Consider the following 23,416-nt stretch of genomic DNA (forward strand, 5'->3'; position numbering starts at 1 on the left):
TCCTTTCTATTTAATCCCTATAAAGTAATATCGATCTCAGTGCAAGCACATATATATTAGACGGACGAGTTCTCGTAAAGTTTCATATTAATATTAAATAATTCTTTATACCTATCGTTACTTCCTTCGTTCTTCTCGTAAAATAAGTATAGCTTTTAAATAATCATCTTTCATAATGAGCCCGTTTTCATAAAGTTCAACTACTTCTTCCATGATAAGCTCAATATCGTCTACTTTATTCCCAGTATAAATATAAATACCAAAACGCTTCAACAATTGAATAACACTCAAAAAGTCTTTCATGATGACTTCCTATTCCTTTGACAATCTATAATTTTTTTTTCAGTAATTATCGTATTTACAGGGATATCATGGTGTTCCGTGGGGACTACTTCGGTAGTTTGACAGTTAAACGCAAGGGAAATTGTCTCCCCTTTGTAATCGGCCATGTATCTGTCGTAGTATCCGCCGCCAAATCCAATCCGATATCCGTCTTTAGAAAAAACAACTCCTGGTACGATTTGTAATTCAATATCTTCTTTTCGAACAGAACTGGTTTCATTCACAATCGGTTCTAATAAATCTATATAAACTGTTTCTAATTGTTCAAACGATGTAATGAGCCGAAAATCCATTGCTCGCGTTTCCCTAATACATTTAGGAACAACAATTTTTTTGCCCGCTTCCCATGCCGCTTCAATAAATGGTCGTGTATCGACTTCAGGAAATCGAGAAATTGTGACGCCAATTGTTTTCGCATTTTTATATGCGTCTAGTTGTATGACATGTTGTATAATCTCCCGTGATAAACGGGCGTGATTTTCTATATTCATTGTATTTAACTTTTGAAGCATTTGATGCCTAATATTTTTCTTATCCAACTTTTATACCCCCTATTGAAAGGACAAAAGTGCAAGGCGCCAATCTAAATGTGAAATCCATCTGGCGCCTGCAATTAGACGAAAAAACCAAAACCAATAAAGGTTTTGGCCTGAGCAATCATTTTGTTTCGCGGTGCAACGTTTGTTTTCTCTCACGTGAGCAGTATTTTTTCATTTCAAGACGTTCAGGATTGTTACGTCTGTTTTTCTTTGAAATATAATTGCGCTCACCGCATTCTGTGCAAGCAAGTGTAATATTTACGCGCATTTTTGTCCCTCCCACTCATCAGGCTGTAAAATTAATTATGAGCATGATTAATACGACTTTTTAATTATACCATGTATACACTCAATGTCCAGTAGAAAGTATGAAATATATTTATTAACAACAATATGATAAGATAAGATTAAAAGTGGAGGGGCCGCTTAAATGCGACAATCACTAGCCCGCTAAGCAATTAGAATAAATTCTTTTATTAAATGAGGTGTAATGATATGGACTTGCCTTTACTCTTAATCGCATTTGGAATTATTATCGTAATCATTTCTTTTTTTATAGGTCATGCAAATCGAATTGACTCGGATGAATTAGAAAAAATCTCAATTAGTTTGCATCAAGAAACGAATGGATTAAAAAAGAGATTAAAAGCATTAGAAGAAGAACTTATGATGAGCATGGAACCAATAGGTACGAATCAACAGAATATAAATAGAATGCAACCTGTTCATGAAATTATTGTCAATCAAATTCTTTCATTAAACTCTCAAGGCTTTTCAATTGAAGATATCGCCAAACGTTCCTCTTTAACGAATGAGGAAGTAATCCGCGTATTACAATCGAGAGGTGTGAGATAAATTGTTGAAAGATCTCTTACGCATTATCGGAGTTGCTTGTATACTTTCAGGAATATTTCTATACCTTACAACAAATTCACCTGGTAAAGAATCTGATCTACAGGCTGAAACAAACGAATTGAAACATGAAATTGCCATTCTTGAGACAAAACTTCAAGCGACCCAATCAGAGTTGGCAAATTTACAAACATTAACAACCGAAGCAAATCAATCAAAAGCCAATCAGCAACCAGAAATTGAAGATGCCAACAACGAAACAACGATAGTTGAAACAATTTTACATATTGTATCTGGCACTTCTTCTAAAGACGTCGCGAATGAATTAGCGAACGCCTCAATTATCGCTGACCCAGAAGCCTTAAATGCGTATTTAAAAACACATGATTTAGCAAAAAAAATTCAAATCGGAGAATATCGGTTGAATTCCTCAATGTCCATCGAAAAAATCTCGAAACTTATTACGAATACACAATGAAAATGCACCTATCTCTGGAAGTAAATGAGATAGGTGCATTTATTATTCTTCGTCATCTTTTAATGTAGGTTTTATTTCTTGTAGAACATCCATGTCATCTGGGCGCTCCTGTTTCAGTCGTTTTAATTCAAAATATTTATCGACTGCATCACGCACGATTTCGTTATTCGCGTAAGTATACTTACCTGTAGAAATATGTGGAATTAATACCGCATAGGCTATTTCAGGTTTATCATAAGGTGCGAAACCAACATGCGCAAGGCTTACTGTGGATTGACCTGTCTTCGTTTCTGCATCATAACCATAGGTTTCTGATGTACCAGTTTTACCTGCCCCATCATAAGGTTTTCCTGCAAATAATCCTCGTGCAGTTCCCCTATCTCCATAATATGTATAATACATACCACGTTTCACCTGTTCAATTTCTCTCTCTGTATTCGCAATGCGGTTCAGTACACGCACCTCAGATTGCTGAACAAGTGGACCTAGCGTCTTACCATCCGGCGAAGGTTCCCGAATTTCTTTTAGTACATGTGGGGCAATTCGATAACCGCCATTTGCAATGGTCGCCACATATTGTGCAAGCTGAAGCGGACTATATGTGTCATATTGTCCAATTGCCAAGTTTAAAAGGCCTCCTGGCTCATTGGCGCCTGGTTTTCCGCCAACCTCTCCAGGTAAATCGATACCAGTAGTCGTACCGAGGCCGAGAGCACTATAGGAGGAGCGCATCTTTTCAAATGCATCAAGATTGACACGTAGCGGGCTATTATACCCACCATAGCTTGAATCACCGATCGCCAAAGCAATTTTAAACATATAGATGTTTGAAGATCGGCCTATTGCTTCAATATCATTCATCGGTATTCTATTGAAAAATGACCTATTAAAAATAGACCTTTTTGTTCCACCTGGCCCTCTAAACTGCAATGCCTCATCTATTTTAGTTTCCCCTACCGTGGCACCACCATGTTCATATCCCGCGAGCAAAGTAGCCATCTTGACGGTAGAACCAATTTCGTATCTCGTTGTAAATGTACCAAACGAGTAATCTCTAATTTCAAAACGCCCGGTTTCTGAGTTGCGGACGACTTGTTTCCCGACAAGTGATAGGACTTCTCCATTATTCGGATCGAGCATCACGAGAAATGCACGGTCTAAATAACGGCTATTCGGTCCGCTTTTCAGCTGCAATAATTTTTCGCTCACAATTTTTTCCAATTCGACTTGTAGTTCAGTATCCAATGTTAAAACAAGATCTTTTCCAGGCATACCTTCTCGCACTGTTTTAATTTCAATGATTTTCCCAGTCCGATCTTTTATGTTTTTAACAACTGTCTTTTGACCTTGAAGTAACTCTTCATAATAATTTTCAAAAAAGCTTCTACCTACTCTGTCATTTCGTGAGTAATCTCGAGCCAAGTAATAATGCAAATGTGACTTAGGAATCCCCTCATTTGGATTTGTTGTGGTCCCTAAAATCGTGTTTGTTGATTTACGAACTCTTTCCCAGTCAGTTGTTGTGTTCACGCCTGGAAAGTCACTCAGTCGTTCAGAGACCATTGCGAATTCTTCTGGCGTTACGTCACCACTCTTTATTACTTGCGGCGAAAATGCATAACCGGACATCATTTCACGATAAATGGCCAGCACCTCAAGATCTTCTTTAGAGAATGAGTTCAACTCTTCATCAGTTATACGTTCTCTTGTAAGTCTTGTTACTGCTCTTTGTTGTTCTGTTTTTGTTAATGAACGATCACTTAATATTTCTCTTCTTTCTTCGGCTGTTACTTTATTAAATGCCTCGTCACTATTTTTCAATATCCAAAAATCTCTTTTATCCCCTAAAGTGATTCGATTTGTATCTTTTTCGATAAGTTGTGCAAGTTCCTCTGCAATCTCCAACATCTCTTTTGATGTGGTCGTTGACATTTTCGTATATGTAATGGCATTTTTAGGGAGATTATCGACTAATATTCGGCCTTCACGATCAAATATTCGGCCTCGTGGCACACTCGTGTTGACAGCAATCTCTTCAGTTCGTTCCAAAGCTCGTACATAATCTTGACTTTTCACAATTTGTAAATAACCTAATCGAAATATAAGCAATGAAAAAAGTATGAATATCGAAAAGAAGAGGAAGTTCATCCGGAAAGAAATATTTTTCCTTAACCGAACTTTAGGCCGTTCCGTTCTTCTAGTTTGTTTTTTCAATCATACCTAACCTCCTTTTCAATTCATCCCTTTTGAATTATACCACCCTATAAAAGAAAAGCACATACCTAGACGTTATAGGTATGTGCTTTGTTTCATTTTCATGAACTTTTTATTTTATTTTCCGTAACGGTTCGCAACTTCGTCCCAGTTTACAACATTCCAGAATGCTGAAATGTAGTCTGGACGACGGTTTTGATAGTTTAAGTAGTATGCGTGCTCCCATACGTCAAGTCCAAGTAGTGGTGTTTTTCCTTCCATTAATGGGGAATCTTGGTTAGGAGTAGACATTACTTCAAGCTCTCCGTTATTAAGTACAAGCCATGCCCAACCTGAACCGAAGCGAGTTGCACCTGCTTTCGCAAACTCTTCTTTAAACTGGTCAAAGCTACCGAATTTTTTATCGATTGCTTCAGCTAGCGCGCCAGATGGTTGTCCACCACCGTTTGGAGAGAGTAGTTCCCAGAATAGTGCGTGGTTTGCGTGTCCACCACCGTTATTGCGTACTGCAGTTCTGATATCTTCTGGAATTGCGTCCATATCCGAAATGAGTTCTTCGATTGATTTGTCTGCTAGTTCAGCATGTCCATCAAGTGCGTTATTTAAATTCGTTACATACGCGTTGTGATGTTTCGTGTGATGAATATTCATTGTTTCCTTGTCAAAATGTGGTTCTAGTGCATCGTATGCATAAGGTAGTTCTGGTAATTTGTAAGCCATTTCTTCCATTCCTCCTCAAAAGATGTATATATTTCCTACATCTATTACATTAGCAAACCTGAGAAAAACGTTCAAATAAAATGGACTATTGTAACGTTCTTTATTTCATCACCTTCATAATAATAAAGAATTCAGTATTAAAATTTGTTTCGCGATTTCTTTTACACAAAGGAACTAGCATCCTACATGTATGAATACAAATATAAGTGCCTTGCAGAGATGTTCCTACAAGGCGCTTCCACCATCAACAAATTCTTTCAAAACTCTCTGTCCCGCATTTATTCGGAACCCTTTTTAACGATTTCGCTGACCGCAGCAATTTTTTGGTTTTTGGTGAGCGTTTTTCTGATTCACACTCTCTGAATGGTTTTTATTCTGTTTCGGACGCACTAAATTTGACTGCTCCTGTTTTTCTGGCTCACTTGAAATTTGTTTCCGGTTTCTTATGTCGTCAAATGTCATTTATTCATTACCTCCCTTTTGTTAAATATATTCATTGCGTCGATATAGGTGACGGCAAAGTATTGCTTAGTTACTGATTTTCATCCAGTTACCCGCATAAGAATAAAGCGTCTGATTTCTTATTATTTTGAGTTACTCTATAGCACCGTTAGGCTTTTGCCTGCATAAACTAGTTTGAGTAGAAAATATCATTTAGGAATTTAAAGAAAGGGCTGTACTGTTAAGAAATAGAAATACAATGGTCGGCGAATTTATGGAACCGTTTTATATTTCTAGAGAAAAGGATGTAAACCATGACCTCTATTAACTGGATTGATTTTTTCATTCTTACATTTGCATCTTTCCGAATCACGCACTTCATCGTTTTTGATGAAATTACAGCCTTTATTCGAAGGCCTTTTATGTCAGAAGTTTTTAAAGAAGATCCATCAGGTAACACGGAAAAATATATTGAAATCAAAGGGTCGGGATTACGTTCTTGGATTGGCAAACTTTTGAGTTGCTATTGGTGTACTGGATTTTGGAGTGCTTTAGGTGTTGTACTCGCATATATTTACCTTCCATTTGCCTTCCCAATTCTTTTGGTTTTTGCAGTTGCAGGAGCAGCTGCAATCCTTGAATCCAAAATATAAAAATAGGCACCAATTACATACATATGTTGAATCGTGTAAGTAATTGGTGCCTTTAAATATTGGCTAGGTTGGTATTTGTATTTGATCTATTTAACAAACAGAATCATTACTAAAATCATTACTATCATTAAAAATCCTTTTGTGACAATAGAGGTTAAGAAACCGACCAAGGAACCGATTCCTATTTTAATGGCGAGCTTAAATTCAGTACGATTAACAATCATTTCTGCAAGAACTGCCCCTAAAAAGGGACCGAGTATAATACCTGCAACTGGGATAACAAAAGGACCGGCTAATAACCCAATCGTACTTCCCCACATCCCCGCCTTTGAGCCTCCGAATTTCTTCACGCCAACAAGGTTAGAAAGCGTATCTGCCACAAATAATAAGATGAGAAATAAGATTTGTATGAGCCAAAACAACCAAGTAAGATTTTCAAAAGATACGATTACCCCGTAAAGTAGAAAACCACCTACCATAAAAAGGGCTGATGGAATAATCGGATAGACAAGCCCTAAAAAAGCTATGATAAAACAAATTATCGCAACAATCCAGCCGACTATCTCCATCTAGCGCCCCTCTTTCTTTACGTAATTAACCACGCTTTCCAAGCACAGCTTCAGCAATATTTACCGCATGGTCACCGATACGCTCTAAGTTTGAAACAATGTCAACGAAAACCATCCCACCTTGAGCTGTACAGCTTCCTTCATTTAATCGAATAATATGTTTTTTCCTAAATGTCCGTTCCATTTTATCGATTAAGTCTTCTTGCTTCGTCACCGCTCTTGCAAGCGCCATATCATTTTTGTCCAGTGAATCGATTGCTTTTTGAACTGTTTCAGTTGTTAAAGTAAACATATTAGATAAATCTTCAACGGCATCTTCAGTTAATTCGACACGATTGACATCTCGGTAATCCAATAGCTCAATAATGTTTTCAAAATGGTCTCCAATTCTTTCGATGTCTCTGACCGTTTCCATTAATGTCATATGTCTTGCTGATTCAAGTGGTGAAATATTTACCGAAGAAATTTCAACTAAATAATCTGTAATTCGGCGATCTAAATTGTTAATCGCATCTTCTAATTGATAAGCTGTTTCTGCATGTTTTTTATTTCCAGTCCTTAAATACTTATACGTTTCTCCTAATCCTTGGATACTAAAATCGCCCATGCGAATAATTTCTTCTTTCGCTTGTCCAATCGCAACCGACGGAGATTGTTGGATGAAGTGATAATCCAAATGTTTTGGCTTATATTCAATCGTAACATCCTCGCCTGGGATAAGTTTTGTAACAAGAAATGCCCAAGCACCAATTAAAGGAAATTGGATAATCGTATTTGCAACGTTAAAAGAACCGTGCGCAAATGCAATTTGCATTTTATTTTCAAGTGCTAATATAGAAGCAATCCATTCAACGTATGCGGTAAAAGGGACTAATAATATTAAAAAGATAACCGAACCGATAACGTTAAACAAAACATGCGTAGCTGCAGCACGTCTTGCGGCAACTGACGCTCCAATTGATGCTAAAACTGCAGTAATTGTCGTTCCGATATTGTCACCAAATAAAATTGGTAAAGCTGCCTTTAAGTCAACAAGATTTTCCGCATAAAGACCTTGCAAAATTCCAACAGTTGCACTTGAACTTTGTACGATTAAAGTAAAAATGGTACCAACGACTACACCAAGTATCGGATGGTCACTCATGGAGACCGTTAAGTCGCTAAATGATTGTAGTTCACGAAGTGGTTTCATCCCGCCACTCATCAGCTCAAGACCGAGGAATAATCCACCAAAGCCAAAGACTACGTCACCAAAATTTTTATAGGCATTTTTCTTGAAAAAGAAAATTAAAAATGCACCAACAGCCATTATTGGCAAGGCATACGCCCCAACATCAAACCCAATAATGAACGCTGTTACCGTCGTTCCGATGTTGGCGCCCATAATAACGCCAATGGCTTGACGCAACTTCATAAAACCGGCACTTACAAGTCCGACTGTTATTACTGTCGTTCCTGAACTTGATTGAATTAATACTGTCACGATAATTCCAACTAACACACCCATAAAAGGATTCGTTGTGAACTTGTCTAAAATATCCCGCAGTCTATCGCCTGCAGCCCTTTGCAGACCGTCCCCCATATATTTTATCGCAAATAAAAAGATTCCAAGTCCACCAAGAAATTGGAAAATCATTTCTTGCCAGTTCAATTCCATTTAGTAGTCAACCCCATTCATTCATTTATCAATATACCGTTACCCATTATGCTTGTCTTATTAACTAATTGTAAATAGCTAAGCGATAAAATTTACATTCCCTTTACAATCAATTGTGAAAATGTCATCAATCTGTCAAATGTTTGAACGATCCTATTTTCTTCTATTGATGATAGACTAGAATGAAGTAAGGAGGTTTGCCAGATTGAACTATCATCAAATATTCAAAGCGAGTCTTTATGAATTTAAAAAACTGTCGGCGTTTCGACTGTTGCCTATCGGTAAAGTATTCACTTATGTTTTTGTATTTGTTTTTTTCTTTACCGGTATTTCATTTTCCCGGTTTATTATTGGAGATGATGTATTATTTGACGCCTCTCCAGACTTACAAGAACAAAGTGAAAAAATTGGGCCACTTATTTTTCCGATAGCCTTTATTTTACAATTAGTCATTAGCACATTTTACATTTTCATTCGAGTAAGTGCTTTTGCTTATATTGGTTCACTTATGATGAAATTAATGAAAAGACGCGGTCAGTACCTTCATATATGGAGAACTTCTGCTATCGCGATGACACTACCTATATTGATAACGATTGTACTCGACTTTTTTCCGGAACTTAAAAGTAGTGGTTTAATTATTTCATCAATTATTCATCTCACTTACATTGTCCTTGCAATAAAGTATTACCCGAAACAACCTCAGTTACAACGTAATCATTAATATTTTTTATCAATTTAAGAATAATTCCTTCTCTAGAACATAAAGTTCCAGAAGGGGGAATTTAAATGAGAATATTACTTTTAGCCGCAGCAATTTTTTTAACCATTCATTTTATTCGCGTTGATTTTGTTGAAGGGACAATCCCTCAACAACTAACAGAAGAAAATCAGGTGCTATGTGAAGATGAAACCCATTCGATTCCTGTAACGTCTATACATGGGGATACGATTGAATCTTTATTTGCACTTTATCCAGATGCTGAAATTAGTTTTATAGATAGATTAGAACAATTCTACACGTTAAATCCTCACCTTAAATTACAAGGAATTGTTGGTGGAGAAACAATTTTAATACCTCTTTCAAATTCAGAACAGAATAATTGTGAATAAATGAATGATGCATTGGAATTAGGATACATAGGACTGTCAGATAAGCGAGCGAGCTATGAGACATAGTTCAGAGGTCTATAGGATATATAGGTCGGCATCCATAGACAAAGGACACACCGTAATAGGATGCCCTCCCTTTCACCTATTGTCTGCCGTATCTAAACGGTATCCTACGCTTCTAATAATAAGGGTTGTTCCTTGTCTTTTAGTCTGGTTGATTGATAAAATGAACTAAGTACTATCGTTTTAGCTTTTTTAAGGAGTGAACATGAATGAGTGAAATTATACACCGTACGAAAACACGCCCCGTTCGTGTCGGCAATTTAACAATCGGCGGGAACAACGAACTTTTCGTCCAAAGTATGACAACGACAAAAACACATGATGTAGAAGCAACAGTTAAAGAAATTTTGCGACTAGAAGAAGCTGGGGTGCAAATTATTCGAGTTGCCTGCCCAGATGAAAGAGCAGCGAACGCTTTAGGTGAAATTAAAAGACAAATTAACATACCTCTCGTAGTAGATATCCATTTTGATTATAAACTGGCTCTCATTGCGATTGAACAAGGCGTAGATAAAATTCGAATTAACCCGGGGAACATCGGAAGAAGGGAAAAAGTTGAAGCAGTTGTGAATGCTGCAAAAGCAAAAGGAATCCCTATTCGAATCGGTGTTAACGCCGGATCTCTAGAGCGAAAAATTCTAGAAAAATATGGCTATCCAACGGCAGATGGAATGGTAGAAAGTGCGCTCCATCACATTAAAATTTTAGAAGATCTTGATTTCCATGATATTATTGTTTCCCTAAAAGCTTCAGATGTAAACTTAGCTGTTGAAGCTTATATGAAGGCGGCAGCTGCGTTCGACTATCCCCTACATTTAGGGATTACGGAATCCGGAACGCAATTTGCGGGAACTGTTAAAAGTTCAGCGGGTCTCGGAACATTATTGTCCGCTGGGATTGGAAACACACTACGTGTATCTCTAAGTGCTGACCCAGTTGAAGAAGTAAAAGTGGGAAGAGAATTACTAAAAGTATTCGGACTTTCTTCAGATGCAGCTACTTTAATTTCATGCCCGACATGCGGAAGAATTGAAATTGATTTAATTAGCATTGCGAATGAAGTGGAAGAATACATCTCAAATATTAAAGCACCTCTGAAAGTTGCTGTTCTTGGTTGCGCAGTTAACGGGCCTGGAGAAGCACGTGAAGCCGATATTGGAATTGCAGGTGCCCGTGGGGAAGGCTTACTCTTCATGAAAGGTAAAACTGTTCGTAAAGTACCTGAAGAAACAATGGTGGAAGAGTTGAAGATTGAAATCGACAAGCTAGCAGAAGAGTATTTTGAAAAGAAACGTCAAGAAGAATTAGCATTACAAGCGGAGGTTCAAAATTGAAACCTTTCCGTTTTGGGATCGATATTGACGGCACAGTAACTTGTCCGACCTCTCTACTTCCCCATATTAATAAAGCCTATAATCTTAACTTAGTGCTCGATGATATTAAGGAATATGACTTAACAAAAGCATTCTCAGTCGATGAAAAACAGTTTTATACATGGTATAAAACTGTTGAGAGTGAGATTTATGACACTTCTCCTCCTCAAGAGTATGCAAAAAAAGTATTAGATGCTTGGAATAATCACTATGAATTGTTTTACATTTCTGCACGTGGGGAAAACGTTTTTAATACAACGACGAACTGGTTTGAACGAGAAGCTATTCCCTATGACCATATAGAACTCATTGGTAGTCATTATAAAATAGAAGCCGCAAAGAAACATGGTGTTCATGCTTTCTTTGAAGATAAACATGATAATGCTGTTGACATCCACGAGGAGCTGGATATTCCGGTACTCTTATTCGATACACCTTATAATCGAAAACCGATTCCAGAAGGCGTCATACGTGTTACAAATTGGCAAGAAGCGAATGAATGGATTGGAAATCTTTTCCCAATCACTCCATCAAACGAATAAAAACAAAACGGTGTTCAAACAACTTAATGTTTGAACACCGTTTTTTATACAGTTCATTAACTCGCAATACATTGTGGACACTTGCCGTATACTTCAAATTTATGTGATTCTATCTCATAATTTGAAAGATCGATGGAAAGGATGTCCATGGGACACTCAGGAATGTTGCGTGTCACACCACATAACGTACAAATAAAATGATGATGGTGCACGCCGGGTTCACAATGCATTCTGAAATGGCGCTCTCCAGTTAATTCAGTTTCCTCTAAAATTCCGAGCTCCGTAAAAGTTGCTAAATTTCTATAGATAGTATCAAAGCTTATCCCGGGATTATCTTTTTCCATATGAAGCTTCACGTCACCCGCGGTTAAATAGCGGTTATGTGCAGCGAAAAATTGAAGAATCACATCCCGATTCTTCGTTCGTTTGAATTCGTTTTTTTGAAGGATTTTCCACGCCTCATCTAAATTCATGCGACTTCCTCCTTCTCCAGAAGAATATTTCTTTCACCACGGATTTTTTTCCAACCGATGACAAGCAGCAGTAATAGTATCGATGTCACAACAATCGTCCCACCTGGGGCTATGTCCAAATAAAAAGCACTTACAAGCCCTATCAAAACCGCCATCTCGCCTAGTACAATCGAATAAATCATCGCACCTTTAAAGCTTTTCGCCAATTGCATGGCGGCTGCAACCGGAACAGTCATTAAAGAAGATACGAGTAGAATACCAACGATTCTCATAGATGCTCCAATGACAAGTGCTGTAATGACCATGAAAAACAATTGAATATAGCGGGCATTAATTCCCGAGACCTTAGAGTACTCTGCATCGAATGATAACACGAAAAGCTCTTTATATAAGAAATAAATAAATGCGATTACAATGATTGCAATTATAATGACAACCATTAAGTCCTGACGACTTACTGCAGAGACAGAGCCAAATAAATAACCAATTAAATCAGCACTAAATCCTTTAGAAAGCGAAATAAATATCGCTCCTAGACCGATTCCCGCCGATAAGATTACTGGAATTGCTAGTTCTTCGTAATGTCTGTACATGCCTCTTAATTTTTCGATTAGAAGTGACCCGCCAACGGCAGTTCCAATTCCAAAATAAACAGGATTTAATGCACTAAAAAAAAGTACCTGTTGACTTAAAAAAAGACTTCCAGCAATCCCCGCAAGCGCTACATGACTCAATGCATCTGCGATAAGTGCAAGTCGTCTCACGACAATAAATAACCCTAATAACGGGGCAATTAGACCGATGATAATTCCAGACAGGAAAGCATTTTGTAAAAATTCATAAGATAAAATTGCTTCAATCATTCATTTGTCCCCCTTCATATTGGTGGACACGTCTCACTGGATGACCATACCATTTTGAGATTTCTTCAGTTCCCATCCTGTGAAATTCGGACTGCATTCCATGAAAATGGATAGAACGATTTAAGCAAGCGACGTGTGTAGCCAGTTCAGTAACAATATCAACTTCATGCGTAACAAGTAAAATTGCAATCCCGTGTTCACCGTTTAGCCTGTTCAGCATAGAATAAAACGATGCGACATTTTGTTGGTCTATTCCAACTGTTGGTTCATCCATTACTAAAAGTTTCGGCTCACCTGCAAGTGCCCTTGCGATAAAAACGCGTTGTTGTTGTCCCCCGGATAATTCACCAATATTATTACGCGCAAAATTCTCCATACCGACAACTTTAAGTGCAGTTATCGCTTTTTCATGATCATGTTTTGAAAATCGTTTAAAAAGTCCTTTTTTACGTGTAAGCCCACTGCGCACAACTTCCAAAACAGTTGCTGGGAAACCGCTATTAAAAGAATTCGATTTTTGCGAAACATAACCAATCAGCTCTCGATGCCGAAAACGCTCGATATCATCACCAAAAAGTTTAATAGATCCCCTATCTGGTTTCAGTAAACCTAAAATAATATTAATGAGCGTTGATTTTCCTGAACCATTCGGACCAATTAATGCCCAAAACTCACCTTCTTTAAGTTTGAAATCAATATGTTCAAGGACGACACGTTGTTCATAACTAAAGTTAACGTCCTTCAGTTCAATAAGTGTGTTCATAAAGTAGTTCCCTTCCACGTAATCGAAATCATTACGATTAATAAAAAAATTATAACTGAAAATGGCTTTGGATTCAACCAATTAAGAAAGAGGGATTGTGAAATGGATTTTGTTCAGTTTCTAAATGAAGTGAAAATGAGCAGTGATCGTGAAGTTCAATCAATTGCATCTTCCTACGGGGTAGACTTTTCAATTTCAGAAATTAGAGCGCTACGGCCATTATTAGACGATATTTCTTTTCATTGGATTTTCACAGGAATTCCCGATAGTTTTGTCTATAAAGTACAACAAGTAATTGGGGCATCGAAAACAGATGATCTACTTAAAATGTATATAAACGCTACACGTCGGTAAGTGACTATCTCTTATTATGAATAGAGCAATCATTATTCTATCTCCATCATTTTACAAGTGAAAAGCCCATCCAAGCGATGGGCTTTTTCATTTTAAGACTGTTTCAGTTGTTCAATCTTTTCAGGTTGATAAATTCCTTCTCGTAACATTTCAATTTCCACTTGATAAGGTGCATGTTTCTTTTTAGGATCAACACCTACGAACGGTGTTTCTAATATCTTCGGAATGTCTACGAAGTCTGAATGATGAACGATATTATGGAGTGCATCAAAACCGATATATCCAAATCCAAGATTTTCGTGGCGGTCCTTGCCTGCTCCACGTTCATTTTTACTATCATTAACGTGAATAACTGAAATACGTTCTTTTCCAATGAGACTATCAAACTCATGAAGTACGTCATCAAATTGGTTTACAATGTCGTAACCAGCATCATGAACGTGACACGTATCAAAACAAACAGACAGTCTTTCGTTATGGGTAACACCATCTATTATTCTCGCGATTTCTTCAAAATTTCTACCAATCTCTGTTCCTTTGCCTGCCATTGTTTCTAATGCTATTTTAACAGGATAATCTTGTGAAAGGACTTCATTTAAGCCTTCAATAATTTTCGCAATTCCTTGATCGACCCCAGCGCCGACATGTGCACCCGGATGTAAAACAATTTGATTCACGCCGAGTGCAGCAGTTCGCTCGATTTCTTGTTGTAAAAAATCAACGCCAAGTTGGAATGTTGCCGGTTTCGTCGTATTTGCGATATTAATAATATACGGTGCATGCACGACAACATTTGAAATGCCATGTTCTGCCATATGTGCTTGGCCAGCTTCAATATTTAGTTCCTCAACAGGCTTTCTCCGTGTATTTTGAGGAGCGCCTGTATAAATCATAAAAGTAGTTGCTCCGTACTTAACAGCATCCTCACTTGAGCCAAGCAACATTTTCTTGCCACTCATTGATACGTGTGAGCCTAGGAGCAATGATTGTTTTTTCGTCATTTTCTTCGTTGCTTTCTCCTTTCTTGTCTCTTAAAGTTTTCAATTTGTTTCGCCATTTTCTTTTTATATCCAGGCTTTACTTTTTTAGGTTTTCGTACAAAAGCCACTGCTTGACGGTCAATTTCATCGAATTGTTTCGTACGTTTTTTCCGGGCGTGACGTTCTTTCACTTCACTCCACTCGCCATTTTTGACATCTTCATGAACGAATGGAATGCCTAGTTTTTCGATATTCGTTATTTTATCTTCATCCGTCGGTTCGTAAAGCGTAATTGCGTGTCCTTCAAGCCCCGCTCTTGCTGTACGTCCTACACGGTGGATAAAAAATTCTAGATCGTCGGGGATTTCGAAATTAATCACATGGCTTACACCTGGAATATCAATCCCTCTAGCCGCTAAATCTGTCGCCACGATATATTCAAATTCTAAATCACGAACTCTTCTCATCATGCGCGTCCGTTCACGTGGAGATAAATCTCCATGGATTCTTCCCGTTTTAATCCCTTCATGTTCCAAAAAGCTTGCAAGCTCTTCCGCATTTTTACGTGTATTGGTAAAAATAATCGCCAAATAGGGTGTAATACTTTCAAGTACTTGCAATAATTTTTTCTCTTTTTTCATACTTCGTACTGGAACAAGTGAATAATGGATGCCTTCCGTGAAGGATTGACGCTTACCTATTTTAATATGTGCAGGTGATTCCATATACTTATTGAGAAATGGTTTGAGTTTTTCCGGAATTGTCGCTGAAAAAACAAACATTTCAAGATGCTCAGGCATTCTGGATGCAAATTTATCGATGTCCTCAATAAAGCCCATATCAAATGCGAGATCTGCTTCATCGATTACAAGCATATTTGCCGTATGGACTAAAAGTGTATTACTTTGTGCCATATCATTAATTCTGCCTGGCGTTCCAACTACAATGTGCGGGTTAGATTTTAAACGGCTTGCAGCACGCTCTTTATCTGTTCCCCCAATTAAAATAGCTGAACGAATTTCAGTGCCTTCTGTCAACTTTAACAATTCATCATATAATTGAGCCCCAAGTTCTCGAGTTGGCGCGGTAATGATTGCTTGCAAGTCGTTCGAACTTTCATTTATACGCTCTACAATTGGAATAAGAAAACTATGTGATTTTCCAGTTCCAGTATGTGCTTGTCCAATCGCTGATGTACCTCTTAATATAAGCGGTATCATCTCTTTTTGAATTGGTGTTGGATTTTCAAAACCAAGTTTTCGAATTGCTTCCCGAAGAAATGGTTGAAAGTTATAATCAGTGAATTTAGACATAATGATGCCTCCTTACTTATTGTCTATTGTAACATGATTCTGTCCCATCGTATGTCTTTTTCGCATACGATAAGATATGAAAGTTTATTCAGATTTAATGAAAGGAGTTTTATTGTGAGATACGAATCATTTTATCCGTTCGCACACAACCAGCCACCTCATATGAGGCAACAATATTTCAACCCGAATATGCATTATTTACCCCCTGTCCAAAATCAGGGACCACCGCAAGCCATGGGGGCGCCACAAGCCATGGGGGCGCCACAAGCACCAAACAATAGTATACCAGGTCAAACCGGAGGGCAAGGACCATCCAAACTAGATGCTTATATGGAAACGGCAGATCGCTTTTTAAATACGGCCCAACAATTCGCTCCCATCGTTCAACAGGTTGCCCCAATGATTAGTAATTTACCTGCAATGTGGAGATTATACAAAGGATTTCAATCTATGCCAAATGCAGGTGCATCTAACCTAGCCAGTCAAACTGCATCCGCGGCTCAGTCGGTAGCTCAGTCGTCGGCGCAAGCGGCTAGTACAACTGCTTCCGTACCTAGAATATTCCAACCGCCTAGCCCTTAACTTTGAACAACGATTCTAACTCCGCTATAATAGAATATAGAATCCTATTAGAGGAGTGAGTTGGATGAAAGTGTTGAAGATTACCCCGAGAGGTTATTGTTATGGGGTTGTCGATGCAATGATTATCGCACGAAATGCGGCGCTCGACAAAACATTACCGAGACCCATTTATATATTAGGAATGATTGTTCATAACAAACACGTTACGGACGCATTTGAAGAAGATGGGATTATTACATTAGACGGAAAAAACCGTTTAGAAATTTTAGAGAAAGCCGAAAAAGGAACAGTTATTTTCACGGCTCATGGCGTTTCACCAGCTGTCAGGGAATTAGCAAAAAGAAAAGGTCTAGTTTCGATTGATGCAACATGCCCAGATGTTACGGTAACGCATGATTTAATTGCAGAGAAAACTGCTGAAGGCTATGATATCATTTATATTGGAAAACGTTACCACCCCGAGCCAGAAGGTGCTATGGGCGTGGCACCAGATAAGGTACACTTAATTGAAACACCCGAAGACATCGAAAGTTTAAATGTCGATAATGACAAGTTGCTTGTTACAAACCAAACGACGATGAGTCAATGGGATGTCGCACATTTAATGGAAGCGCTGAAAGAAAAATATCCACATATCGAGCAGCATAAAGAAATTTGTTTAGCAACTCAGGTTAGACAAGAAGCAGTTGCAGAACAAGCAGGAGAAGCTGACTTACTCATCGTTGTTGGAGACCCATCTAGCAACAACTCGAACCGCTTAACGCAAGTCTCTGTAGAAATTGCAAATACACCTTCATATCGAGTATCTGACGTCTCAGAAATCGATATTAGTTGGCTAGAAGGTATTGAAACAGTTGCGGTGACTGCAGGTGCATCAACACCTACAATTGTTGTGCGTGAAGTCATGCAATTTTTAGAGAAATTCGATCCAGAAGATCCTTCTACTCATATACCTGAGAAAAAATTCGAGTTAAATAAAATTTTACCAAGGATTAAAAATCCGACACCGGTAGAACGTATTGAACCGTACGTATAAATTGTTCAACAAAAAATCGGTCTCTTAATTAACAAGAGACCGATTTTTCACGTCTAATTTTAGGCGATAACTGCATTGGATAGACAGTTTTTCTATTTAAACTGGAATGGCTCTGTAATCACTTCAGATTTGATGAAGTTGACAGCAAACTTAGCCTCATCGCACGCTTGTTGCATATAATTTGCGACACCTTCAATCATTACTTTTTCTATATTATGACCAGGATCTACAACAGCCAGATTAATCGATTCGGCATCATGCGCAACATGATAATAAAGATCTCCAGTTACAAGTACGTCAGCGCCACTTCTTTTCGCAGCATGAATGTACTTATTGCCATCGCCACCTAAGACAGCGACTTTGCGAATCATTTTCTTCGGATTGCCGACGAATCGTAACGCTGGCACTTGAAAGATGTCTTTCACTCCCGACGCAAATGCATCCAACGTAAGAGGTTCTTCTAGTTCTCCAACTCTTCCTAAACCGAGCGTATTCCCCCGTTGTTCAAGTTTTATCAGGTCATATGCTGGTTCTTCGTATGGGTGAGCATTTAACATCGCTTTTAATACGCGATTCCGAACCGTTGCTGGCACAATCACTTCAATTTTTTCCTCAGCAACAACCTCTTCCTTACCTACTTGACCAATATATGGATTTGCATTGTCTACAGGTGTAAAACGCCCAGCCCCTTCAGATGTAAAGCTGCATGCCGTATATTCACCGATAGCCCCGGAACCAGCATGTCCTAAAGCTGTACGCATTTCTTCTGCATGTGTTACAGGACAAAATACAATCATTTTATAAAGCGCTTCTGAGTAGGTTTGTTCCATCACCTTTGTGTTAACGAGGCCAAGTTTTCCTGCAAGCATATCATTTACGCCGCCTTTTGCAACATCTAAATTCGTATGTGCTGCGTAAATGGTAATATCATGTTTAATACATTTTTCAAACATACGACCTTGTACGGTATCTGTCGCAATGTTTTTTAATGGTTTAAAAATTGGCGGGTGATGAGCGATAATTAGGCTTGCTCCTACTTCAATGGCTTCATCCACAACCTGTTCATTCACATCGAGCGTTACAAGCACTTTATCGACTGGGCGATTCAATTGACCTATATGAACCCCCACAGGATCTCCTTCAAGTGCATAAGATTTTGGTGACCATTGTTCGAATAAATGAATGATTTCATGGCCATTTACATTTTTCACTTCTGCAACACCTCTTCTACTAATTGAATCTGATTATTTAATTGGTCTCTCTTCTCTTCAACAATTGGATTATTTTTCGCATCACCCAAAGATTGTACGATATGTTTCCATTGTTTGATTTCGTGTTGCCATTTCTCATTAAATACTTCATCTTTTTCTTTTGATAGAATCGGTCCTAACAAAAGGTCTGTTTCGCTGTAGGAAGCATTTCCTTTCTCTAAGACAACGACTTCATAAATTTTACCGTCTTCTTTTAGAATCTTTTCATCGATGATTGACCAGCCATTGTCTACTGACCATTCCCGAATTGCTTTTGCATGAATATTCGGTTGTGTAATGATGCGCTTAACCGATGTTAAGAGCGACTTCCCTTCTTCTAAAATCTTAGCGATTAAAGGGCCTCCCATACCAGCAATACTAACTGTATCTACACCATCCCCGTCTTGGATGGCAAATAGACCATTTGCTAACCTTACCGTAACAGCATCCGACACATTTTCACGCTGAACATTTTTTACTGCGGATTCATAAGGTCCTTTTACAACCTCCCCCGCAACTGCTTTTTGTATAACACCTTTTTGAACAAGATATGTCGGTAAGTAAGCGTGATCACTACCGATATCCGCGAGAATCGCATCTTGCTTAACATAAGAAGCTACAACCTGTAATCTTTTTGATAAATTTATCATTAAACCAACTCCATCTCTATCTTTGAAATAAAAAAGCATCTATCAGTAGTTTGTCCTACTGATAGATGGCTTTTCTTATTGGTGTGATTATTCAAGCGATAAAATATAGTCCGCCATTGCATCTAAATCAGCATCTGGAACTAGACCACCTGGCATTCCACCATCTGTACCGTTTTTCATAATGTCTTTAAGCTCTTCTTTAGATAAAGCAGTGCCTACTAATCCCGGTGCTCCTCCACCTTCTAGGTTTCCACCGTGACAAGAAACACATTTCGCATTTGAAAAAGATTCCGCATCAAAGTCAGCTGCTACTTCTGCATTTTCAGTATCGGCATTTGCGATTTCATCTTTTTGGTCAAGTCCGTATAAGGACATGAAGAAGATAAGTCCAATTCCTAATCCCATGATTAGGAGAAAAGGGACTATCGGATTCTTACCCATCGAATAACCCTCCTTATCAACATCAATTCTGTAATAAATATAGTACACAACTATTATTGTACTGTATATACTACTAAACTGAAAGCGATTTCCAGAAATTATTCATCGGTTCACACATTTTTGACAAAAAGTTCACAATTTAGCACCCGATAAGTCTAGCAATCACCATTCGTTGAACTTCCGAGGTACCTTCACCTATTTCCAATAGTTTTGCATCACGCATATATCGCTCAACTTCATATTCTTTCATATAACCATAGCCGCCATGAATTTGAATTGCTTCATTTGCGATTTCCATCGCAATTTCAGAAGCATATAATTTACACATTGCCGCTTCTTTCGTAAACGGACGACCTTGATCTTTCAACCATGCTGCTTTATAAACCATGTTTCGAGCCAACTCAATTTTCATTGCCATATCAGCTAATTTAAATTGAGTAATTTGAAATTGCGATAAAGTTTTCCCAAACTGCTTACGTTCTTTTGAATACTGTAATGCGCGATCAAAAGCCGCTTGAGCAATTCCGACAGCCATTGCTCCGATACCTATTCTCCCGCCATCTAACGTCACTAGAAACTGTTTAAATCCGTTTCCGCGCTCTCCGAGTAAATTTTCCTTTGGTACTCGAACATTATCCAAAACAAGCTCTGTCGTATTGGAAGCATTTAAACCCATTTTCTCATAATTATCGATGATTTTAAATCCATCGGCATTTGTCGGGACGATAATTGCACTAATTTCTTTTTTACCATCCTTAATATCTGTGACAGCTGTTAATGCTAAATGGTTCGCATAACTTGCATTCGTTATATATACTTTTGAACCGTTAATAATGAAATTATTGCCATCTTCTTTCGCAGTCGTTTGCGTCCCCCCCGCATCAGATCCTGCATTTGGTTCAGTTAATCCGAAAGCGCCAAAAGATTCGCCAGTACAAATCGGCGTTAGATACTTTTCTTTTTGCTCCTCTGTTCCGAATAAGTGTAGTGGTGCGCCCCCTAAAGAAATATGAGCTGAATAGGTAATCCCTGTCGAAGCACATGCACGGCTTAATTCTTCCGTTACAATAGCAAAACTGATTGTATCAGCTCCGCCTCCCCCATATTGTTCCGGAAATGGTAAGCCCATCATGCCCATTTCTGAAAGCTTCTTAAAAATTTCGATTGGAAATTCTTTTGTTCGATCCCGTTCTACTGCCCCCGGTGCAACTTCTTCAGTCGAAAACTCATGAATCATTTTCTTAATCATTTGTTGTTCTTCTGTTAAATCAAAATTCAACTTTCCCATCCCCTTTTCCGTTAACACTTACAATTACCATTATAACGAATAGTCGGACTGTTTAACAACCTGGCAACTAATAAAAAATTAATTCAGAATTAAAAGACTAGGTATGCTATAATACATATAAGCCCTATTGCACCTGAAAGTGTAAAATATAACAACTTTAATAAACGACCCGCAAACAGCCAAATGACGCAATTGAATATGAGCAAACTAATCAAAATTATCGGTTGTTGAGAAAAAAACACCGACCATAATTTCAGTGACATGAGTAATAATAACAGTGCAATTACTATATAGATGGTCGGCAAGATAATCGATTGTTTGCTAGATTTGAAAGTTGCAAAACTTAATAAAATAATAATACCGATAGCGCCAAATAATAATGCGAACTTATTATCGATAAATAGCATGACCATAGCTAAAAGAATACCGATGAATAGGATGAACAGTACCGAAAGTTTTTGTTTCTTTTTTTCCTTATGTAAGATAGAAGAAGTAATGTTCCCTTCTTCTTTATGTTGTTCATCACCCTGCGCGTATAAAGTTGTAAGAAAATCACAATAACGCCCTGGTAACAAATTGTTTTGTTTCCAGTATTTAATTTCGGAAAGAATAATTTTTTTCCTATGTTCATTCATAAAATCATCACCTCCGAATAATAGCAAAAGACGACATCCCTAAGCTTTAAAAAAGCACCGGCTAGAGAAACGCCGATGCTTTTGTTAGGTTGTTTTTTATTCTAAGAAATCTTTAAGACGTTTACTTCTTGACGGGTGTCTTAATTTACGTAATGCCTTCGCCTCAATTTGACGAATTCGTTCACGCGTTACGCCAAATACACGCCCCACTTCTTCAAGTGTTCTTGTGCGTCCATCGTCGAGACCGAATCGAAGACGAAGTACATTTTCCTCTCGATCCGTTAATGTATCAAGCACATCTTCAAGTTGTTCTTTTAATAACTCGTAAGCAGCGTGATCTGAAGGAGACTGTGCCTCAGAGTCTTCGATAAAATCACCTAAATGAGAATCGTCTTCTTCACCAATTGGTGTTTCGAGAGAGACAGGTTCTTGTGAGATTTTCAAAATTTCACGGACTCTATCTGCGGTCAATTCCATTTCTTCACCAATTTCTTCAGGTGTAGGTTCGCGTCCTAGATCTTGCAGTAATTGACGTTGAACACGAATTAATTTGTTAATCGTTTCCACCATATGAACTGGAATACGAATTGTTCTTGCTTGGTCTGCAATCGCACGTGTAATTGCTTGACGAATCCACCATGTCGCATACGTACTGAATTTAAATCCTTTTGTATGGTCAAATTTTTCGACTGCCTTAATAAGTCCCATGTTTCCTTCTTGAATTAAATCCAGGAAAAGCATGCCGCGACCTACATAACGCTTAGCAATACTGACAACCAGTCGTAAGTTTGCTTCTGCTAATTCTTTACTAGCTTCCTCGTCACCTTCAATGATACGCTTCGCAAGTGCAACTTCTTCATCACCGGTCAATAGTTCAACACGGCCAATTTCTTTTAAGTACATACGAACGGGATCATTAATTTTGACGCCAGGAGGGACGCTTAAATCATTTAAATCCATTTTGGAATCGTCTTCTTCTTTTGCTTTCTTTGAAGCATTTTCCTCTTCTTCATCATCTGATTCTCGGTCCATTTCTACCCCTTCAGCTTCAAGCAAGTCAAGGAATTCCTCAAATTGTTCTGGTTCCATTTCAAATTGTGATAATTTATCTGTTACTTCATCAAGTGTAAGTTCACCTGTTTTCTTCCCTGCTTCCACTAACTGCTGCTGCACTTCTTTTAATGTTAATTCTACTTTAACTTCTGATGAAATATCTTTTTTACTCATCTTAC

At 38.1% G+C, this 23,416-nt stretch carries 28 protein-coding genes; 10 read left to right on the forward strand and 18 right to left on the reverse strand.

What is annotated here, in order from left to right:
- Positions 1-117: 117 nt before the first annotated feature.
- From BI350_RS10115 to rpmG, 3 genes are all read right to left on the reverse strand, one after another.
- A complete protein-coding gene (locus BI350_RS10115; RefSeq protein WP_075527999.1) occupies positions 118-303 on the reverse strand; it encodes a YqgQ family protein in 186 nt (61 codons plus the stop codon).
- Complete coding sequence (locus BI350_RS10120; RefSeq protein WP_082295040.1) at positions 300-881, reverse strand: 5-formyltetrahydrofolate cyclo-ligase; 582 nt, start codon at positions 879-881, stop codon at positions 300-302. Before BI350_RS10120 ends, BI350_RS10115 begins: the two co-directional genes overlap by 4 nt.
- 118 nt (positions 882-999) lie before the next feature.
- Positions 1,000-1,149, reverse strand: a complete 150-nt coding sequence (gene rpmG / locus BI350_RS10125) for a 50S ribosomal protein L33 (protein WP_075528000.1) — start codon at positions 1,147-1,149, stop codon at positions 1,000-1,002.
- Between the two features lie 227 nt (positions 1,150-1,376).
- On the opposite strand from rpmG, the gene BI350_RS10130 reads away from it, so the two are divergent.
- Positions 1,377-1,736 carry a hypothetical protein gene (locus BI350_RS10130; RefSeq protein WP_075528001.1) on the forward strand — a complete coding sequence of 120 codons (360 nt, stop codon included), beginning with the start codon at positions 1,377-1,379 and terminating at the stop codon, positions 1,734-1,736.
- 1 nt (position 1,737) lies between these two features.
- Entirely contained in the window at positions 1,738-2,211 is a 474-nt protein-coding gene (locus BI350_RS10135) for an endolytic transglycosylase MltG (RefSeq protein ID WP_075528002.1), read from the forward strand.
- Between the two features lie 42 nt (positions 2,212-2,253).
- Here the strand turns inward: BI350_RS10135 and BI350_RS10140 are convergent, their stop codons facing one another.
- Both BI350_RS10140 and BI350_RS10145 read right to left on the reverse strand, forming a co-directional pair.
- Entirely contained in the window at positions 2,254-4,359 is a 2,106-nt protein-coding gene (locus tag BI350_RS10140) for a peptidoglycan D,D-transpeptidase FtsI family protein (RefSeq protein WP_155767580.1), read from the reverse strand.
- Positions 4,360-4,542: 183 nt separating this feature from the next.
- A complete protein-coding gene (locus BI350_RS10145; RefSeq protein ID WP_075528004.1) occupies positions 4,543-5,145 on the reverse strand; it encodes a superoxide dismutase in 603 nt (200 codons plus the stop codon).
- A gap of 755 nt (positions 5,146-5,900) precedes the next feature.
- Between BI350_RS10145 and BI350_RS10150 the strand changes: the two genes are divergently transcribed.
- Entirely contained in the window at positions 5,901-6,239 is a 339-nt protein-coding gene (locus tag BI350_RS10150) for a DUF1360 domain-containing protein (RefSeq protein WP_075528005.1), read from the forward strand.
- Positions 6,240-6,325: 86 nt separating this feature from the next.
- Here BI350_RS10150 and BI350_RS10155 read toward each other — a convergent pair whose 3' ends face one another.
- The gene (locus BI350_RS10155; protein WP_075528006.1) at positions 6,326-6,808 is read right to left on the reverse strand and encodes a DUF456 domain-containing protein; all 483 of its coding nucleotides are present in this window, start codon (positions 6,806-6,808) and stop codon (positions 6,326-6,328) included.
- A 25-nt stretch (positions 6,809-6,833) separates the two neighbouring features.
- Positions 6,834-8,465, reverse strand: a complete 1,632-nt coding sequence (locus BI350_RS10160) for a Na/Pi cotransporter family protein (RefSeq protein ID WP_075528007.1) — start codon at positions 8,463-8,465, stop codon at positions 6,834-6,836.
- Positions 8,466-8,670: 205 nt separating this feature from the next.
- Here BI350_RS10160 and BI350_RS10165 point away from each other — a divergent pair, with 205 nt between their 5' ends.
- The 4 genes from BI350_RS10165 (at position 8,671) to BI350_RS10180 (ending at position 11,556) form a co-directional block, all read left to right on the forward strand.
- On the forward strand, positions 8,671-9,189 hold the full coding sequence (locus BI350_RS10165; protein WP_075528008.1) for a DUF1189 family protein: 519 nt from the start codon (positions 8,671-8,673) through the stop codon (positions 9,187-9,189).
- Positions 9,190-9,254: 65 nt separating this feature from the next.
- Positions 9,255-9,578 (forward strand): hypothetical protein, encoded by a 324-nt coding sequence (locus BI350_RS10170; protein ID WP_075528009.1) that lies wholly within the window; start codon positions 9,255-9,257, stop codon positions 9,576-9,578.
- A 272-nt stretch (positions 9,579-9,850) separates the two neighbouring features.
- Complete coding sequence (gene ispG / locus BI350_RS10175) at positions 9,851-10,975, forward strand: flavodoxin-dependent (E)-4-hydroxy-3-methylbut-2-enyl-diphosphate synthase (RefSeq protein ID WP_075528010.1); 1,125 nt, start codon at positions 9,851-9,853, stop codon at positions 10,973-10,975.
- Positions 10,972-11,556: a 5' nucleotidase, NT5C type gene (locus BI350_RS10180; RefSeq protein WP_075528011.1), complete on the forward strand. Its 585-nt coding sequence runs from the start codon at positions 10,972-10,974 to the stop codon at positions 11,554-11,556. Before ispG ends, BI350_RS10180 begins: the two co-directional genes overlap by 4 nt.
- Before the next feature lie 56 nt (positions 11,557-11,612).
- Here BI350_RS10180 and BI350_RS10185 read toward each other — a convergent pair whose 3' ends face one another.
- From BI350_RS10185 to BI350_RS10195, 3 genes are read right to left on the reverse strand one after another with little or no spacing between them, the layout of a single operon-like run.
- Positions 11,613-12,029: a Fur family transcriptional regulator gene (locus BI350_RS10185; protein ID WP_075528012.1), complete on the reverse strand. Its 417-nt coding sequence runs from the start codon at positions 12,027-12,029 to the stop codon at positions 11,613-11,615.
- On the reverse strand, positions 12,026-12,892 hold the full coding sequence (locus BI350_RS10190) for a metal ABC transporter permease (protein WP_075528013.1): 867 nt from the start codon (positions 12,890-12,892) through the stop codon (positions 12,026-12,028). Before BI350_RS10190 ends, BI350_RS10185 begins: the two co-directional genes overlap by 4 nt.
- Positions 12,885-13,655 (reverse strand): metal ABC transporter ATP-binding protein, encoded by a 771-nt coding sequence (locus BI350_RS10195; protein WP_075528014.1) that lies wholly within the window; start codon positions 13,653-13,655, stop codon positions 12,885-12,887. Before BI350_RS10195 ends, BI350_RS10190 begins: the two co-directional genes overlap by 8 nt.
- Positions 13,656-13,757: 102 nt before the next feature.
- Here BI350_RS10195 and BI350_RS10200 point away from each other — a divergent pair, with 102 nt between their 5' ends.
- A complete protein-coding gene (locus BI350_RS10200) occupies positions 13,758-14,009 on the forward strand; it encodes a hypothetical protein (protein ID WP_075528015.1) in 252 nt (83 codons plus the stop codon).
- Positions 14,010-14,101: 92 nt separating this feature from the next.
- Here BI350_RS10200 and BI350_RS10205 read toward each other — a convergent pair whose 3' ends face one another.
- Both BI350_RS10205 and BI350_RS10210 read right to left on the reverse strand, forming a co-directional pair.
- A complete protein-coding gene (locus BI350_RS10205; RefSeq protein ID WP_075529334.1) occupies positions 14,102-14,992 on the reverse strand; it encodes a deoxyribonuclease IV in 891 nt (296 codons plus the stop codon).
- Positions 14,993-15,006: 14 nt separating this feature from the next.
- Positions 15,007-16,302 carry a DEAD/DEAH box helicase gene (locus BI350_RS10210; protein WP_075528016.1) on the reverse strand — a complete coding sequence of 432 codons (1,296 nt, stop codon included), beginning with the start codon at positions 16,300-16,302 and terminating at the stop codon, positions 15,007-15,009.
- Positions 16,303-16,416: 114 nt separating this feature from the next.
- Between BI350_RS10210 and vrrA the strand changes: the two genes are divergently transcribed.
- Positions 16,417-16,884, forward strand: a complete 468-nt coding sequence (vrrA, locus tag BI350_RS10215) for a VrrA/YqfQ family protein (protein WP_075528017.1) — start codon at positions 16,417-16,419, stop codon at positions 16,882-16,884.
- Positions 16,885-16,948: 64 nt separating this feature from the next.
- Positions 16,949-17,920, forward strand: a complete 972-nt coding sequence (locus BI350_RS10220; RefSeq protein ID WP_075528018.1) for a 4-hydroxy-3-methylbut-2-enyl diphosphate reductase — start codon at positions 16,949-16,951, stop codon at positions 17,918-17,920.
- A 92-nt stretch (positions 17,921-18,012) separates the two neighbouring features.
- Here BI350_RS10220 and BI350_RS10225 read toward each other — a convergent pair whose 3' ends face one another.
- From BI350_RS10225 to rpoD, 6 genes are all read right to left on the reverse strand, one after another.
- Positions 18,013-19,131 (reverse strand): Nif3-like dinuclear metal center hexameric protein, encoded by a 1,119-nt coding sequence (locus BI350_RS10225; protein WP_075528019.1) that lies wholly within the window; start codon positions 19,129-19,131, stop codon positions 18,013-18,015.
- On the reverse strand, positions 19,128-19,820 hold the full coding sequence (locus tag BI350_RS10230) for a tRNA (adenine(22)-N(1))-methyltransferase (protein WP_155767514.1): 693 nt from the start codon (positions 19,818-19,820) through the stop codon (positions 19,128-19,130). Before BI350_RS10230 ends, BI350_RS10225 begins: the two co-directional genes overlap by 4 nt.
- A gap of 87 nt (positions 19,821-19,907) precedes the next feature.
- Complete coding sequence (cccA, locus tag BI350_RS10235; RefSeq protein ID WP_075528020.1) at positions 19,908-20,261, reverse strand: cytochrome c550; 354 nt, start codon at positions 20,259-20,261, stop codon at positions 19,908-19,910.
- Positions 20,262-20,400: 139 nt separating this feature from the next.
- Entirely contained in the window at positions 20,401-21,540 is a 1,140-nt protein-coding gene (locus BI350_RS10240) for an acyl-CoA dehydrogenase (protein ID WP_075528021.1), read from the reverse strand.
- A gap of 98 nt (positions 21,541-21,638) precedes the next feature.
- Entirely contained in the window at positions 21,639-22,184 is a 546-nt protein-coding gene (locus BI350_RS10245) for a hypothetical protein (RefSeq protein WP_155767515.1), read from the reverse strand.
- A gap of 96 nt (positions 22,185-22,280) precedes the next feature.
- On the reverse strand, positions 22,281-23,411 hold the full coding sequence (gene rpoD, locus BI350_RS10250; RefSeq protein ID WP_075528023.1) for an RNA polymerase sigma factor RpoD: 1,131 nt from the start codon (positions 23,409-23,411) through the stop codon (positions 22,281-22,283).
- Between the last annotated feature and the right edge of the window lie 5 nt (positions 23,412-23,416).

The sequence above is a fragment of the Sporosarcina ureilytica genome (genome assembly GCF_001753205.1).
Classification (GTDB): domain Bacteria; phylum Bacillota; class Bacilli; order Bacillales_A; family Planococcaceae; genus Sporosarcina; species Sporosarcina ureilytica.